The 18,164-nt window shown below is 45.3% G+C and carries 2 protein-coding genes; one reads left to right on the top strand and one right to left on the bottom strand.

Annotated features, from left to right (window positions below; all coding sequences use genetic code 11):
• Nucleotides 1-57 precede the first annotated feature (57 nt).
• On the top strand, nucleotides 58-924 hold the full coding sequence (gene hchA, locus ACXPAV_RS11155; RefSeq protein WP_458003499.1) for a glyoxalase III HchA: 867 nt from the start codon (nucleotides 58-60) through the stop codon (nucleotides 922-924).
• 123 nt (nucleotides 925-1,047) lie between these two features.
• Here the strand turns inward: hchA and ACXPAV_RS11150 are convergent, their stop codons facing one another.
• Nucleotides 1,048-17,778, bottom strand: a complete 16,731-nt coding sequence (locus ACXPAV_RS11150) for a GA-like domain-containing protein (RefSeq protein WP_458003498.1) — start codon at nucleotides 17,776-17,778, stop codon at nucleotides 1,048-1,050.
• Between the last annotated feature and the right edge of the window lie 386 nt (nucleotides 17,779-18,164).

The following is an 18,164-nucleotide window of genomic DNA, read 5'->3' as shown; positions in this document are numbered from 1 at the left end:
CAAAACAATACTGTTGTTTAGTATTAAAAATTTCACTTTTATTTTTGGAGATTTATTATGACTGAATTAAGCAAAAAACCTGTTGCCGACCGTGCGGAACATAACGCATTTTTCCCATCAGATTATTCTTTAACCCAATACACCAGCAAAGTAACTGACTTTGACGGTTTTAAATTCGATAAATCCTATAGCGGTGGTAAACATAAAGTGTTGATGATTGCTACCGATGAGCGTTATATCGAGATGAAAAACGGTAAATTATTCTCAACCGGAAATCATCCGGTAGAAATGTTATTACCAATGCTACATATGCATCACGCTGGTTTTGAAATTGATGTTGCAACATTATCCGGCAATCCAGTAAAACTAGAAATGTGGGCAATGCCGGAAGAAGACAAAGCGGTAATGGATTTATATAACCAATATTTACCAAAATTGGTCAACCCGAAAAAACTAGCAGATATTTTGCCTGAAGTACTATCTGAAAACTCACCCTATATTGCCGTCTTTATCCCTGGTGGACACGGTGTTTTAGCTGGCATTCCTCACAGCAAAGAGGTGAAATCCGTTTTAAACTGGGCATTAAATCAAGATAAACACATTATTACCTTATGTCACGGTCCGGCATCATTATTGGCGGCAAGCGTTGATGAGAAAGCGGAAGATTATCCGTTTAAAGGTTATGAAATTTGTGTTTTCCCTGATGCTTTAGATGAGGGGGCAAACCAAGATATCGGTTATATGCCGGGCAAATTGCAATGGTTAGTGGCAGAAAATTTAGAAAAATTAGGTGTTAAAGTGTTAAATAAAGGCATCAGCGGTCAAGTTCATAAAGATCGCAAATTATTAACTGGCGATAGCCCATTAGCTTCAAATGCACTTGGTATTTTAGCAGCGGAAGAGTTATTGAAAACCGTTGCCTAATTAAGTATTAGCAAACATTGTAGGGAAGCGATGGCTTCCCTATTTTCTTACACAAGAAAAAACCCATCAAACAGCGTTTGATGGGTTTAACATTAAGTTCAAAAATACGAATCTATAGTAATTTTACACACTAAATGGGGTTACTTGAATCGTATCATCAATATAAATGGTGATACCATTATATTGATACTGTTTCATACCGATCGTTGAACCAATTTCTCTCCAATCACTTTGAAGTCTCACTGTATTGCTGCCATCCCCATGAATCGTAATCATACTACGAGCTAACTCATTATTAGGATTACCTACATTATTAGTACCAATAATCACTTCTGTGCCGTATCCATTTAAGTTCAAGATATCAACGCCTGAAACATCAATATTATTACCACCAGTATTACCAAAGATTTCTAACCTTGTTGATACTGACGATTTACCAGTAATATTAATGGTATCTATACCAGCGCCCCCATGAATCAGTGAAGTTCCTTCATATGATAACGTCTGTGATACACCACCAAGATTCAGAGTATCGTCTCCGTTTCCTAATATCACTGAGTTATTGTTCAACGTCCATTCATTAATGGTAACAGTATCATCCTTGCCACCTGTATCTAATGATGTTTGTGAAAGCGCACCCTTGATAGTAATAGTATCCTGACCATCTCCAGTGATAATTTTTGCATGCCACACATTTCCACCGAAGATTGCCGTATTATTACCATTACCAAGATCGATCTTAGGTTGTTTTACATCCTCTATTACTTTATCTATTTGTGTAGCACTTTCAGCATACCAACCATCTGATTTACTATCTTTATAAGCTCGATAGAAAGCAGACTCTCTATCCGCATCTTCATAGTTTACCGCTGTATTCACCGTTAAAGTGTCGTTACCATCACCTAACACAATAGCAGTATTGCCACCAATAGATTTTCTCGCTAACGATACCCCTGAACCAATGGAAATATTATTATTTCCTCCTTCAGAAAGGATAAGAGTATGTTGTTCAACACTTCCTTTTACTATCAAAGTATCATTTCCAGCACCTAAATCAATAATATTTGAAGCGTGAGTTGTGCTTGGTGTAGCAGAAGTTTGCGTGTCTGTAATATTCTTACCAACTCGCATCACATCATCCCCACTACCAAGATTGAAATAGTTAGAGTAATTGCGCCCAGCATCACCATCGCCCTTGATCGTGCTTTCAACTTCAATAGTGTCATTCCCTGTGCCCATATCTACTTTAGCTGTAGTTAATGCGAATGAATTATCACCATAATCAGAATGTAGGTCGATCATTGAACCACGAATTTTGAAGGTATCATCTCCCTCTCCCATCAAAATACGTTGAGCGCCGTCAAATGCTCCGGTAGATATATTTCCTGTTTGCCCCCAGCCTGAAAGACCATAACGCAATTCAAATCTATCGTTACCCCCTCCGGTAATCACATCAGTATGACCTCCGATACCGAAAGCATAAATATAATCATTACCATCATAGGTTTGTAACGTCGCTTTATAACCATCGCCCGTTCCACCATCAATAAAGCCACCGAAGAAATCACCATTAGATTTCTTCGCTACAATAATGATATTATCGCCTGCTGACGTTTTTAAGCCGTCTGGACCGGTATCATTCCGTTGTGCTTCATTACCATCACTCATATAGTTTCGTGGACCTTCATTTTGATTCATATTAGTGGTTAAACGACCTAAACGTTTTACTTCCACTTCTGGTGCTACCACGCCTGCACTATTTCCGGCTTGATCATAAAAGATATAAGTTTTCGGTGTTGAACCTAGATCAAAGGTTGCATCCATCGAAGGTAAATCTTTTGCACTACTATAATTTTGCTTTCCAGTAACCGAAATCTGATCAGATTCAACCTTACCATCGTAAATAAAATATTTCACTGGTTCTTTGAACTCGACATGAAGTTTTAAATTGCCTGCTGAATCTGTTGTCAAATTAGATGTTACTTCCGGTGGCGTAGTATCTACTGTTATATGTTCTTTAACAGTATTCGCTTTCTCGCTATTACTCAATGCTGTTGCTTTTAAGGTATAGCTATGTCCTTTCTCAGCAGTAAATCTACTTGCATCAAAGCTCACCGTCTGAGAGCTTGAAGTAATACCACCTTTTTCTTGTGTCCATACTGGACTGTTAGGATTCTGATCATCAAAGATTTCCAATTTGACTTTCCAGCTTGCAAGATCATTACCTGTTGCTGACAATACGACTGAAATGTCCTTCCATTGAGTATCATCTGTAACACCATTACTTGCTACATTGCCTACTATTGGATACACATCATCTTTCACAGTAACCGAGAATAAGGTAACTGATGTACCAGACTTATTATCGTTCTCAAAGAAAACATACAATGTTAATGGTGTACCATCTTCCGCAGTAAGCTCATATGTTTCATTTTGAGTCTTACTGATATTTTTTACTTTTTCTGCATCAATCTTAATTTCAAGATTACCATTCTCATCCACTCTATACTCAGAGAAACCCACAGAAGTATTACCCGGCAGAGTGTGAACCCAATCTTTCATTGGTTTCAGTTTCGGTGTATAACCTGATTCCGCATCAGGATCTTTAATCACTAACTGAGATGCCGGAATAACAAACACACCGCCATCTTTTTTAGCCAAATCATCTAAAGTTAAATGTTCTGTATTATTAGAACTGTTTTTACGGTAATCATAATACGTTACTGTTCTATTATTTGACCAAGTAGAATCAGCATCATTGGTTACTTCAGGCACAGTATCTGTTAATTTGTTGATTTTATCTATTAAATCAGCTTTGCCATCATTATCGTGAACATAATTAGCCGCAGCTAATGCTTTATCTTTTTCACCGTCTAATGGGAATAGCAATTTTTCTAACTCACTAACCTCTTCCTTAGTAAAACCACCTTTTGCAAATTCTGCCTTTTTCGCTTCAAATGCATCATAAGTTGCTTTTGCCGTGTTATAAGCAGCTTCTGCTAACGTTTTTGGCGTTGAACTAGCCTGATCAGGATCTGATCCCGCTCGACCTTCTTCCTCATTAGTGTAACCATCATTATCCGAATCCGATGATGGAACCTCTGCTTCCACAAATGAATTGCCACCATCTTTACCCGCTGAACCATTACCTGCCAAATCAGTTACTTTTGCCGCAATTGTTGAGCCAGCCGGCGCTACAGTTTGTGAAATAGTAATCGTATTACCACTCACTGCTGGTGCGCTACTTAAACCAGAATCTGCCGGTTTAAATGTTGCGACTTCCCAACCTGAATCAGTTTTACGATATTGCACATAAATCGCTTGTTGTTTACCTGGCTGCGTGATATTAACATCAACCACATCGCCAATGGCGGCATTCTCTGGTAAAGAAATAGAACTATCACGACCTGATTCAACATTAATACGAGGGGCATCCGGCGCTGTCGTATCCACCACATAAGTAGTCGTATTAGAAACTGTTTCTATACGACCTGTTGTGGTATTACGCACAGTAACTTGAATATTACCTGCCGTATAAGTTCCCTCAGACAAGGTGATACTATTGCCTGTCAGACTCACTTCTGCGTTATTAACCACTACTCGATCAATCGTATATCCCTGCGGTGCAGTCAATACTAATTCACCATTAGTCGTAATATTATCGCTTCCTGAAATACCTGTATCGGCTCTAAAACTCATACCAACAGTCGGATCAGCTCCAAGATCAAGAGCAGCTTCTTTTCTATCCGCAGTCGCTGAAGATTGTTTTTCCGCATCCTGAACTTTTACGCCTTGAACCACTAATTTTCCAGTGAACCCATCTGTTACTGGCACAGTGAATGATACTTTGCCGTTAGTGATATCATTTTCAGTTAAGCTATAACCCGATTTATCACCACCCAAATAAGAAGGTGTTCTACCTAAGAGAATCACGCCACTTAACTTATCACCCGGTTTCACGTTTTGCATACCAGCTAAACTCACTTCAACAGTAACCGGATTTAACTGCCCATCAGCGCCCACACCTAATTCGCCACGATCAATAACCGTATCCGCATCATTGCCATCACCAACAATTGTTACTACTGGTTTGCCTGTTGGAATTGGGGTCACTGAAGACGGTTGAGGAATCACAATACTCGCAGACTCACCCTCTTTTGCTGTTTTATACGAACCAGCCGGCAATTTACCGATCTCTTGATCCGCTAATGATTTTGCCTCATTAGCAGCCGTAATCGCTTGATCTAACTGAGCTTTCTCTGTTGCAGTAACTACACCATTCAACTCAATTCGTTCTTTTAACTGCTGTGCGTCTGTCGCTTTCTGCTTCGCTTCTGCTAATGCCGCTTCTGCTGCACTGGTATCGGTAGCGTCCACTTTGTTTGGAATGCTAATCGCTTGTGCTTGCCCTGCTAAATCCGTTTTAAAGCTGCCTTCTGGTAATTTGCCGATTTCTGTCTCTGCGTTCGTTTTCGCTGTCTCCGCTGCCTCAATCGCCTTGTTTACCGCCGCTTTTTCGTCATCACTGATGATGCCATCATTGTTCTTATCTGCATTTTGCTTCGCCGCTTCTGCCTCTTGTGCTTTCTGCTTCGCTTCTGCTAATGCCGCTTCTGCTGCACTGGTGTCGGTAGCGTCCACTTTGTTTGGAATGCTAATCGCTTGTGCTTGCCCTGCTAAATCCGTTTTAAAGCTGCCTTCTGGTAATTTGCCGATTTCTGTCTCTGCGTTCGTTTTCGCTGTCTCCGCTGCCTCAATCGCCTTGTTTACCGCCGCTTTTTCGTCATCACTGATGATGCCATCATTGTTCTTATCTGCATTTTGCTTCGCCGCTTCTGCCTCTTGTGCTTTCTGCTTCGCTTCTGCTAATGCCGCTTCTGCTGCACTGGTGTCGGTAGCGTCCACTTTGTTTGGAATGCTAATCGCTTGTGCTTGCCCTGCTAAATCCGTTTTAAAGCTGCCTTCTGGTAATTTGCCGATTTCTGTCTCTGCGTTCGTTTTCGCTGTCTCCGCTGCCTCAATCGCCTTGTTTACCGCCGCTTTTTCGTCATCACTGATGATGCCATCATTGTTCTTATCTGCATTTTGCTTCGCCGCTTCTGCCTCTTGTGCTTTCTGCTTCGCTTCTGCTAATGCCGCTTCTGCTGCACTGGTGTCGGTAGCGTCCACTTTGTTTGGAATGCTAATCGCTTGTGCTTGCCCTGCTAAATCCGTTTTAAAGCTGCCTTCTGGTAATTTGCCGATTTCTGTCTCTGCGTTCGTTTTCGCTGTCTCCGCTGCCTCAATCGCCTTGTTTACCGCCGCTTTTTCGTCATCACTGATGATGCCATCATTGTTCTTATCTGCATTTTGCTTCGCCGCTTCTGCCTCTTGTGCTTTCTGCTTCGCTTCTGCTAATGCCGCTTCTGCTGCACTGGTGTCGGTAGCGTCCACTTTGTTTGGAATGCTAATCGCTTGTGCTTGCCCTGCTAAATCCGTTTTAAAGCTGCCTTCTGGTAATTTGCCGATTTCTGTCTCTGCGTTCGTTTTCGCTGTCTCCGCTGCCTCAATCGCCTTGTTTACCGCCGCTTTTTCGTCATCACTGATGATGCCATCATTGTTCTTATCTGCATTTTGCTTCGCCGCTTCTGCCTCTTGTGCTTTCTGCTTCGCTTCTGCTAATGCCGCTTCTGCTGCACTGGTGTCGGTAGCGTCCACTTTGTTTGGAATGCTAATCGCTTGTGCTTGCCCTGCTAAATCCGTTTTAAAGCTGCCTTCTGGTAATTTGCCGATTTCTGTCTCTGCGTTCGTTTTCGCTGTCTCCGCTGCCTCAATCGCCTTGTTTACCGCCGCTTTTTCGTCATCACTGATGATGCCATCATTGTTCTTATCTGCATTTTGCTTCGCCGCTTCTGCCTCTTGTGCTTTCTGCTTCGCTTCTGCTAATGCCGCTTCTGCTGCACTGGTGTCGGTAGCGTCCACTTTGTTTGGAATGCTAATCGCTTGTGCTTGCCCTGCTAAATCCGTTTTAAAGCTGCCTTCTGGTAATTTGCCGATTTCTGTCTCTGCGTTCGTTTTCGCTGTCTCCGCTGCCTCAATCGCCTTGTTTACCGCCGCTTTTTCGTCATCACTGATGATGCCATCATTGTTCTTATCTGCATTTTGCTTCGCCGCTTCTGCCTCTTGTGCTTTCTGCTTCGCTTCTGCTAATGCCGCTTCTGCTGCACTGGTGTCGGTAGCGTCCACTTTGTTTGGAATGCTAATCGCTTGTGCTTGCCCTGCTAAATCCGTTTTAAAGCTGCCTTCTGGTAATTTGCCGATTTCTGTCTCTGCGTTCGTTTTCGCTGTCTCCGCTGCCTCAATCGCCTTGTTTACCGCCGCTTTTTCGTCATCACTGATGATGCCATCATTGTTCTTATCTGCATTTTGCTTCGCCGCTTCTGCCTCTTGTGCTTTCTGCTTCGCTTCTGCTAATGCCGCTTCTGCTGCACTGGTGTCGGTAGCGTCCACTTTGTTTGGAATGCTAATCGCTTGTGCTTGCCCTGCTAAATCCGTTTTAAAGCTGCCTTCTGGTAATTTGCCGATTTCTGTCTCTGCGTTCGTTTTCGCTGTCTCCGCTGCCTCAATCGCCTTGTTTACCGCCGCTTTTTCGTCATCACTGATGATGCCATCATTGTTCTTATCTGCATTTTGCTTCGCCGCTTCTGCCTCTTGTGCTTTCTGCTTCGCTTCTGCTAATGCCGCTTCTGCTGCACTGGTGTCGGTAGCGTCCACTTTGTTTGGAATGCTAATCGCTTGTGCTTGCCCTGCTAAATCCGTTTTAAAGCTGCCTTCTGGTAATTTGCCGATTTCTGTCTCTGCGTTCGTTTTCGCTGTCTCCGCTGCCTCAATCGCCTTGTTTACCGCCGCTTTTTCGTCATCACTGATGATGCCATCATTGTTCTTATCTGCATTTTGCTTCGCCGCTTCTGCCTCTTGTGCTTTCTGCTTCGCTTCTGCTAATGCCGCTTCTGCTGCACTGGTGTCGGTAGCGTCCACTTTGTTTGGAATGCTAATCGCTTGTGCTTGCCCTGCTAAATCCGTTTTAAAGCTGCCTTCTGGTAATTTGCCGATTTCTGTCTCTGCGTTCGTTTTCGCTGTCTCCGCTGCCTCAATCGCCTTGTTTACCGCCGCTTTTTCGTCATCACTGATGATGCCATCATTGTTCTTATCTGCATTTTGCTTCGCCGCTTCTGCCTCTTGTGCTTTCTGCTTCGCTTCTGCTAATGCCGCTTCTGCTGCACTGGTGTCGGTAGCGTCCACTTTGTTTGGAATGCTAATCGCTTGTGCTTGCCCTGCTAAATCCGTTTTAAAGCTGCCTTCTGGTAATTTGCCGATTTCTGTCTCTGCGTTCGTTTTCGCTGTCTCCGCTGCCTCAATCGCCTTGTTTACCGCCGCTTTTTCGTCATCACTGATGATGCCATCATTGTTCTTATCTGCATTTTGCTTCGCCGCTTCTGCCTCTTGTGCTTTCTGCTTCGCTTCTGCTAATGCCGCTTCTGCTGCACTGGTGTCGGTAGCGTCCACTTTGTTTGGAATGCTAATCGCTTGTGCTTGCCCTGCTAAATCCGTTTTAAAGCTGCCTTCTGGTAATTTGCCGATTTCTGTCTCTGCGTTCGTTTTCGCTGTCTCCGCTGCCTCAATCGCCTTGTTTACCGCCGCTTTTTCGTCATCACTGATGATGCCATCATTGTTCTTATCTGCATTTTGCTTCGCCGCTTCTGCCTCTTGTGCTTTCTGCTTCGCTTCTGCTAATGCCGCTTCTGCTGCACTGGTGTCGGTAGCGTCCACTTTGTTTGGAATGCTAATCGCTTGTGCTTGCCCTGCTAAATCCGTTTTAAAGCTGCCTTCTGGTAATTTGCCGATTTCTGTCTCTGCGTTCGTTTTCGCTGTCTCCGCTGCCTCAATCGCCTTGTTTACCGCCGCTTTTTCGTCATCACTGATGATGCCATCATTGTTCTTATCTGCATTTTGCTTCGCCGCTTCTGCCTCTTGTGCTTTCTGCTTCGCTTCTGCTAATGCCGCTTCTGCTGCACTGGTGTCGGTAGCGTCCACTTTGTTTGGAATGCTAATCGCTTGTGCTTGCCCTGCTAAATCCGTTTTAAAGCTGCCTTCTGGTAATTTGCCGATTTCTGTCTCTGCGTTCGTTTTCGCTGTCTCCGCTGCCTCAATCGCCTTGTTTACCGCCGCTTTTTCGTCATCACTGATGATGCCATCATTGTTCTTATCTGCATTTTGCTTCGCCGCTTCTGCCTCTTGTGCTTTCTGCTTCGCTTCTGCTAATGCCGCTTCTGCTGCACTGGTGTCGGTAGCGTCCACTTTGTTTGGAATGCTAATCGCTTGTGCTTGCCCTGCTAAATCCGTTTTAAAGCTGCCTTCTGGTAATTTGCCGATTTCTGTCTCTGCGTTCGTTTTCGCTGTCTCCGCTGCCTCAATCGCCTTGTTTACCGCCGCTTTTTCGTCATCACTGATGATGCCATCATTGTTCTTATCTGCATTTTGCTTCGCCGCTTCTGCCTCTTGTGCTTTCTGCTTCGCTTCTGCTAATGCCGCTTCTGCTGCACTGGTGTCGGTAGCGTCCACTTTGTTTGGAATGCTAATCGCTTGTGCTTGCCCTGCTAAATCCGTTTTAAAGCTGCCTTCTGGTAATTTGCCGATTTCTGTCTCTGCGTTCGTTTTCGCTGTCTCCGCTGCCTCAATCGCCTTGTTTACCGCCGCTTTTTCGTCATCACTGATGATGCCATCATTGTTCTTATCTGCATTTTGCTTCGCCGCTTCTGCCTCTTGTGCTTTCTGCTTCGCTTCTGCTAATGCCGCTTCTGCTGCACTGGTGTCGGTAGCGTCCACTTTGTTTGGAATGCTAATCGCTTGTGCTTGCCCTGCTAAATCCGTTTTAAAGCTGCCTTCTGGTAATTTGCCGATTTCTGTCTCTGCGTTCGTTTTCGCTGTCTCCGCTGCCTCAATCGCCTTGTTTACCGCCGCTTTTTCGTCATCACTGATGATGCCATCATTGTTCTTATCTGCATTTTGCTTCGCCGCTTCTGCCTCTTGTGCTTTCTGCTTCGCTTCTGCTAATGCCGCTTCTGCTGCACTGGTGTCGGTAGCGTCCACTTTGTTTGGAATGCTAATCGCTTGTGCTTGCCCTGCTAAATCCGTTTTAAAGCTGCCTTCTGGTAATTTGCCGATTTCTGTCTCTGCGTTCGTTTTCGCTGTCTCCGCTGCCTCAATCGCCTTGTTTACCGCCGCTTTTTCGTCATCACTGATGATGCCATCATTGTTCTTATCTGCATTTTGCTTCGCCGCTTCTGCCTCTTGTGCTTTCTGCTTCGCTTCTGCTAATGCCGCTTCTGCTGCACTGGTGTCGGTAGCGTCCACTTTGTTTGGAATGCTAATCGCTTGTGCTTGCCCTGCTAAATCCGTTTTAAAGCTGCCTTCTGGTAATTTGCCGATTTCTGTCTCTGCGTTCGTTTTCGCTGTCTCCGCTGCCTCAATCGCCTTGTTTACCGCCGCTTTTTCGTCATCACTGATGATGCCATCATTGTTCTTATCTGCATTTTGCTTCGCCGCTTCTGCCTCTTGTGCTTTCTGCTTCGCTTCTGCTAATGCCGCTTCTGCTGCACTGGTGTCGGTAGCGTCCACTTTGTTTGGAATGCTAATCGCTTGTGCTTGCCCTGCTAAATCCGTTTTAAAGCTGCCTTCTGGTAATTTGCCGATTTCTGTCTCTGCGTTCGTTTTCGCTGTCTCCGCTGCCTCAATCGCCTTGTTTACCGCCGCTTTTTCGTCATCACTGATGATGCCATCATTGTTCTTATCTGCATTTTGCTTCGCCGCTTCTGCCTCTTGTGCTTTCTGCTTCGCTTCTGCTAATGCCGCTTCTGCTGCACTGGTGTCGGTAGCGTCCACTTTGTTTGGAATGCTAATCGCTTGTGCTTGCCCTGCTAAATCCGTTTTAAAGCTGCCTTCTGGTAATTTGCCGATTTCTGTCTCTGCGTTCGTTTTCGCTGTCTCCGCTGCCTCAATCGCCTTGTTTACCGCCGCTTTTTCGTCATCACTGATGATGCCATCATTGTTCTTATCTGCATTTTGCTTCGCCGCTTCTGCCTCTTGTGCTTTCTGCTTCGCTTCTGCTAATGCCGCTTCTGCTGCACTGGTGTCGGTAGCGTCCACTTTGTTTGGAATGCTAATCGCTTGTGCTTGCCCTGCTAAATCCGTTTTAAAGCTGCCTTCTGGTAATTTGCCGATTTCTGTCTCTGCGTTCGTTTTCGCTGTCTCCGCTGCCTCAATCGCCTTGTTTACCGCCGCTTTTTCGTCATCACTGATGATGCCATCATTGTTCTTATCTGCATTTTGCTTCGCCGCTTCTGCCTCTTGTGCTTTCTGCTTCGCTTCTGCTAATGCCGCTTCTGCTGCACTGGTGTCGGTAGCGTCCACTTTGTTTGGAATGCTAATCGCTTGTGCTTGCCCTGCTAAATCCGTTTTAAAGCTGCCTTCTGGTAATTTGCCGATTTCTGTCTCTGCGTTCGTTTTCGCTGTCTCCGCTGCCTCAATCGCCTTGTTTACCGCCGCTTTTTCGTCATCACTGATGATGCCATCATTGTTCTTATCTGCATTTTGCTTCGCCGCTTCTGCCTCTTGTGCTTTCTGCTTCGCTTCTGCTAATGCCGCTTCTGCTGCACTGGTGTCGGTAGCGTCCACTTTGTTTGGAATGCTAATCGCTTGTGCTTGCCCTGCTAAATCCGTTTTAAAGCTGCCTTCTGGTAATTTGCCGATTTCTGTCTCTGCGTTCGTTTTCGCTGTCTCCGCTGCCTCAATCGCCTTGTTTACCGCCGCTTTTTCGTCATCACTGATGATGCCATCATTGTTCTTATCTGCATTTTGCTTCGCCGCTTCTGCCTCTTGTGCTTTCTGCTTCGCTTCTGCTAATGCCGCTTCTGCTGCACTGGTGTCGGTAGCGTCCACTTTGTTTGGAATGCTAATCGCTTGTGCTTGCCCTGCTAAATCCGTTTTAAAGCTGCCTTCTGGTAATTTGCCGATTTCTGTCTCTGCGTTCGTTTTCGCTGTCTCCGCTGCCTCAATCGCCTTGTTTACCGCCGCTTTTTCGTCATCACTGATGATGCCATCATTGTTCTTATCTGCATTTTGCTTCGCCGCTTCTGCCTCTTGTGCTTTCTGCTTCGCTTCTGCTAATGCCGCTTCTGCTGCACTGGTGTCGGTAGCGTCCACTTTGTTTGGAATGCTAATCGCTTGTGCTTGCCCTGCTAAATCCGTTTTAAAGCTGCCTTCTGGTAATTTGCCGATTTCTGTCTCTGCGTTCGTTTTCGCTGTCTCCGCTGCCTCAATCGCCTTGTTTACCGCCGCTTTTTCGTCATCACTGATGATGCCATCATTGTTCTTATCTGCATTTTGCTTCGCCGCTTCTGCCTCTTGTGCTTTCTGCTTCGCTTCTGCTAATGCCGCTTCTGCTGCACTGGTGTCGGTAGCGTCCACTTTGTTTGGAATGCTAATCGCTTGTGCTTGCCCTGCTAAATCCGTTTTAAAGCTGCCTTCTGGTAATTTGCCGATTTCTGTCTCTGCGTTCGTTTTCGCTGTCTCCGCTGCCTCAATCGCCTTGTTTACCGCCGCTTTTTCGTCATCACTGATGATGCCATCATTGTTCTTATCTGCATTTTGCTTCGCCGCTTCTGCCTCTTGTGCTTTCTGCTTCGCTTCTGCTAATGCCGCTTCTGCTGCACTGGTGTCGGTAGCGTCCACTTTGTTTGGAATGCTAATCGCTTGTGCTTGCCCTGCTAAATCCGTTTTAAAGCTGCCTTCTGGTAATTTGCCGATTTCTGTCTCTGCGTTCGTTTTCGCTGTCTCCGCTGCCTCAATCGCCTTGTTTACCGCCGCTTTTTCGTCATCACTGATGATGCCATCATTGTTCTTATCTGCATTTTGCTTCGCCGCTTCTGCCTCTTGTGCTTTCTGCTTCGCTTCTGCTAATGCCGCTTCTGCTGCACTGGTGTCGGTAGCGTCCACTTTGTTTGGAATGCTAATCGCTTGTGCTTGCCCTGCTAAATCCGTTTTAAAGCTGCCTTCTGGTAATTTGCCGATTTCTGTCTCTGCGTTCGTTTTCGCTGTCTCCGCTGCCTCAATCGCCTTGTTTACCGCCGCTTTTTCGTCATCACTGATGATGCCATCATTGTTCTTATCTGCATTTTGCTTCGCCGCTTCTGCCTCTTGTGCTTTCTGCTTCGCTTCTGCTAATGCCGCTTCTGCTGCACTGGTGTCGGTAGCGTCCACTTTGTTTGGAATGCTAATCGCTTGTGCTTGCCCTGCTAAATCCGTTTTAAAGCTGCCTTCTGGTAATTTGCCGATTTCTGTCTCTGCGTTCGTTTTCGCTGTCTCCGCTGCCTCAATCGCCTTGTTTACCGCCGCTTTTTCGTCATCACTGATGATGCCATCATTGTTCTTATCTGCATTTTGCTTCGCCGCTTCTGCCTCTTGTGCTTTCTGCTTCGCTTCTGCTAATGCCGCTTCTGCTGCACTGGTGTCGGTAGCGTCCACTTTGTTTGGAATGCTAATCGCTTGTGCTTGCCCTGCTAAATCCGTTTTAAAGCTGCCTTCTGGTAATTTGCCGATTTCTGTCTCTGCGTTCGTTTTCGCTGTCTCCGCTGCCTCAATCGCCTTGTTTACCGCCGCTTTTTCGTCATCACTGATGATGCCATCATTGTTCTTATCTGCATTTTGCTTCGCCGCTTCTGCCTCTTGTGCTTTCTGCTTCGCTTCTGCTAATGCCGCTTCTGCTGCACTGGTGTCGGTAGCGTCCACTTTGTTTGGAATGCTAATCGCTTGTGCTTGCCCTGCTAAATCCGTTTTAAAGCTGCCTTCTGGTAATTTGCCGATTTCTGTCTCTGCGTTCGTTTTCGCTGTCTCCGCTGCCTCAATCGCCTTGTTTACCGCCGCTTTTTCGTCATCACTGATGATGCCATCATTGTTCTTATCTGCATTTTGCTTCGCCGCTTCTGCCTCTTGTGCTTTCTGCTTCGCTTCTGCTAATGCCGCTTCTGCTGCACTGGTGTCGGTAGCGTCCACTTTGTTTGGAATGCTAATCGCTTGTGCTTGCCCTGCTAAATCCGTTTTAAAGCTGCCTTCTGGTAATTTGCCGATTTCTGTCTCTGCGTTCGTTTTCGCTGTCTCCGCTGCCTCAATCGCCTTGTTTACCGCCGCTTTTTCGTCATCACTGATGATGCCATCATTGTTCTTATCTGCATTTTGCTTCGCCGCTTCTGCCTCTTGTGCTTTCTGCTTCGCTTCTGCTAATGCCGCTTCTGCTGCACTGGTGTCGGTAGCGTCCACTTTGTTTGGAATGCTAATCGCTTGTGCTTGCCCTGCTAAATCCGTTTTAAAGCTGCCTTCTGGTAATTTGCCGATTTCTGTCTCTGCGTTCGTTTTCGCTGTCTCCGCTGCCTCAATCGCCTTGTTTACCGCCGCTTTTTCGTCATCACTGATGATGCCATCATTGTTCTTATCTGCATTTTGCTTCGCCGCTTCTGCCTCTTGTGCTTTCTGCTTCGCTTCTGCTAATGCCGCTTCTGCTGCACTGGTGTCGGTAGCGTCCACTTTGTTTGGAATGCTAATCGCTTGTGCTTGCCCTGCTAAATCCGTTTTAAAGCTGCCTTCTGGTAATTTGCCGATTTCTGTCTCTGCGTTCGTTTTCGCTGTCTCCGCTGCCTCAATCGCCTTGTTTACCGCCGCTTTTTCGTCATCACTGATGATGCCATCATTGTTCTTATCTGCATTTTGCTTCGCCGCTTCTGCCTCTTGTGCTTTCTGCTTCGCTTCTGCTAATGCCGCTTCTGCTGCACTGGTGTCGGTAGCGTCCACTTTGTTTGGAATGCTAATCGCTTGTGCTTGCCCTGCTAAATCCGTTTTAAAGCTGCCTTCTGGTAATTTGCCGATTTCTGTCTCTGCGTTCGTTTTCGCTGTCTCCGCTGCCTCAATCGCCTTGTTTACCGCCGCTTTTTCGTCATCACTGATGATGCCATCATTGTTCTTATCTGCATTTTGCTTCGCCGCTTCTGCCTCTTGTGCTTTCTGCTTCGCTTCTGCTAATGCCGCTTCTGCTGCACTGGTGTCGGTAGCGTCCACTTTGTTTGGAATGCTAATCGCTTGTGCTTGCCCTGCTAAATCCGTTTTAAAGCTGCCTTCTGGTAATTTGCCGATTTCTGTCTCTGCGTTCGTTTTCGCTGTCTCCGCTGCCTCAATCGCCTTGTTTACCGCCGCTTTTTCGTCATCACTGATGATGCCATCATTGTTCTTATCTGCATTTTGCTTCGCCGCTTCTGCCTCTTGTGCTTTCTGCTTCGCTTCTGCTAATGCCGCTTCTGCTGCACTGGTGTCGGTAGCGTCCACTTTGTTTGGAATGCTAATCGCTTGTGCTTGCCCTGCTAAATCCGTTTTAAAGCTGCCTTCTGGTAATTTGCCGATTTCTGTCTCTGCGTTCGTTTTCGCTGTCTCCGCTGCCTCAATCGCCTTGTTTACCGCCGCTTTTTCGTCATCACTGATGATGCCATCATTGTTCTTATCTGCATTTTGCTTCGCCGCTTCTGCCTCTTGTGCTTTCTGCTTCGCTTCTGCTAATGCCGCTTCTGCTGCACTGGTGTCGGTAGCGTCCACTTTGTTTGGAATGCTAATCGCTTGTGCTTGCCCTGCTAAATCCGTTTTAAAGCTGCCTTCTGGTAATTTGCCGATTTCTGTCTCTGCGTTCGTTTTCGCTGTCTCCGCTGCCTCAATCGCCTTGTTTACCGCCGCTTTTTCGTCATCACTGATGATGCCATCATTGTTCTTATCTGCATTTTGCTTCGCCGCTTCTGCCTCTTGTGCTTTCTGCTTCGCTTCTGCTAATGCCGCTTCTGCTGCACTGGTGTCGGTAGCGTCCACTTTGTTTGGAATGCTAATCGCTTGTGCTTGCCCTGCTAAATCCGTTTTAAAGCTGCCTTCTGGTAATTTGCCGATTTCTGTCTCTGCGTTCGTTTTCGCTGTCTCCGCTGCCTCAATCGCCTTGTTTACCGCCGCTTTTTCGTCATCACTGATGATGCCATCATTGTTCTTATCTGCATTTTGCTTCGCCGCTTCTGCCTCTTGTGCTTTCTGCTTCGCTTCTGCTAATGCCGCTTCTGCTGCACTGGTGTCGGTAGCGTCCACTTTGTTTGGAATGCTAATCGCTTGTGCTTGCCCTGCTAAATCCGTTTTAAAGCTGCCTTCTGGTAATTTGCCGATTTCTGTCTCTGCGTTCGTTTTCGCTGTCTCCGCTGCCTCAATCGCCTTGTTTACCGCCGCTTTTTCGTCATCACTGATGATGCCATCATTGTTCTTATCTGCATTTTGCTTCGCCGCTTCTGCCTCTTGTGCTTTCTGCTTCGCTTCTGCTAATGCCGCTTCTGCTGCACTGGTGTCGGTAGCGTCCACTTTGTTTGGAATGCTAATCGCTTGTGCTTGCCCTGCTAAATCCGTTTTAAAGCTGCCTTCTGGTAATTTGCCGATTTCTGTCTCTGCGTTCGTTTTCGCTGTCTCCGCTGCCTCAATCGCCTTGTTTACCGCCGCTTTTTCGTCATCACTGATGATGCCATCATTGTTCTTATCTGCATTTTGCTTCGCCGCTTCTGCCTCTTGTGCTTTCTGCTTCGCTTCTGCTAATGCCGCTTCTGCTGCACTGGTGTCGGTAGCGTCATTAACCTTGATATTATCAACATTATCTAAACGCTCTTTTAAATTATCTTTGATCTCACCTTCCGCTAGATCTTTTAATGCATCTTCTGCATCTTTTTTAGCTTTAGTGATTTCTTCATTTAGACTATCTAATTTGCCTTTCTCTTCTTGAGAAATCACGCCGTCTTTATTAGCCTCTTTTAATGCTTCTTCCGCTTTTGTTTCTGCGTCTTCCGCCTCTTTGACTAATTTTTCTGCATTTTCTAACGCAGGATCTTTATCCTGTCCTCCAACATCCGGTTTGTCTTTTCCTGTGTTGCCTTGATTGTCTGTAGGGTCTGTTGGAGTTGGTTGTTCTGGATCTGTTGATGGATTTCCGCCATTCTCGGGAATTTCAATGGGATTAACGGCATCTAATCTTTCTTTCAGTGCTTCTTGTTCTTTATCTTTAGGTAGGTTGTTTAATGCTTCTTCTGCCTTTGTTTTTGCATCTTTTATTGCTTGATTTGCTTCTTCAAGGGCAGCGTTTTCTTCTGCTGTGATTTGATTATCTTCTTTTGCTTTTTCAAGAAGATCTTTGGCTTGTTGGTAGGCTTTTTCGGCGGCTTTAACTGCTTCTTCGGCGGCGGTAATCTTAGTGCTTTCTACCCCCCCCGTATGGGATGATCCCTTGCCACCACTGCTTCCACCGCCTGCGGCTAATGCAATGCCTCCGAGCAATGCTGCTGCACCGGCTACATATGTCCAAGGGCTAAAACTTTGTCCATTTTCTAAGCTGGTTGTTAATGTTCCACTGGCAATATCGTTGCTACTAAAACCACTCATTTCTGCTTCAACTTGGGTAACGATAACCTTGCCTTGCTCAGCACCTTGCGCCGCACTGTCAAACACTGCAAAGCATTGCTGTTCTGCGCTACATTCGCCCCAGAATTCATCTATGATAACTTCAATCTTGTCTTTTTTGCTTTTTATAACAAGATCGTTACCTGATCGGGAAACCTGTAAATCTTCCGGGGTTTTTCCTGTTTCACTGTCTATAACGTGATACTCTTCTCCGGCAACGGCTAATTCAACATATTTGCCTTTTTTGGCAACTTTGCTTAAATCAATTCGCTGTCCTGATTTTGCTTTGATTAAAATTAGACTCATTAGAGTCCTCCTTTATGGTTGGTAAATAAATTTATTTGATATGTTTCTTGTTTTATTTAATCTTTTATAAACAAAACTACTTCCTTTGCGTTACATTTTCTAAACTAAAAAATAGATTAAATTTTTCACAAGAATGCGCATACTATCTAATAAATACAAGGTTGTCAAAATAGGAAAATAGTAGTAGTAGTAGTAGTAGTAGTAGTAGTAGTAGTAGTAGTAGTAGTAGTAGTAGTAGTAGTAGTAGTAGTAGTAGGTGATGATAGCAAACGTTTGCGTCAGGGCAAATACTATTTTTTAAAACTTAACCGGTTATTTTATTTACTAATAATCTGTTCTTTATTACTTTTTTTCTAACTTAAAATAATTACCTATTTATAGGTATA

The organism is Gallibacterium sp. ZY190522 (genome assembly GCF_054166015.1).
This window is presented reverse-complemented; position numbering and strand designations above follow the sequence as displayed.

Coding starts and splice junctions, on each gene's coding strand:
- hchA (WP_458003499.1), top strand. CDS start 58: ATGACTGAATTAAGCAAAAAACCTGTTGCCGACCGTGCGGAACATAAC.
- ACXPAV_RS11150 (WP_458003498.1), bottom strand. CDS start 17,778: ATGAGTCTAATTTTAATCAAAGCAAAATCAGGACAGCGAATTGATTTA.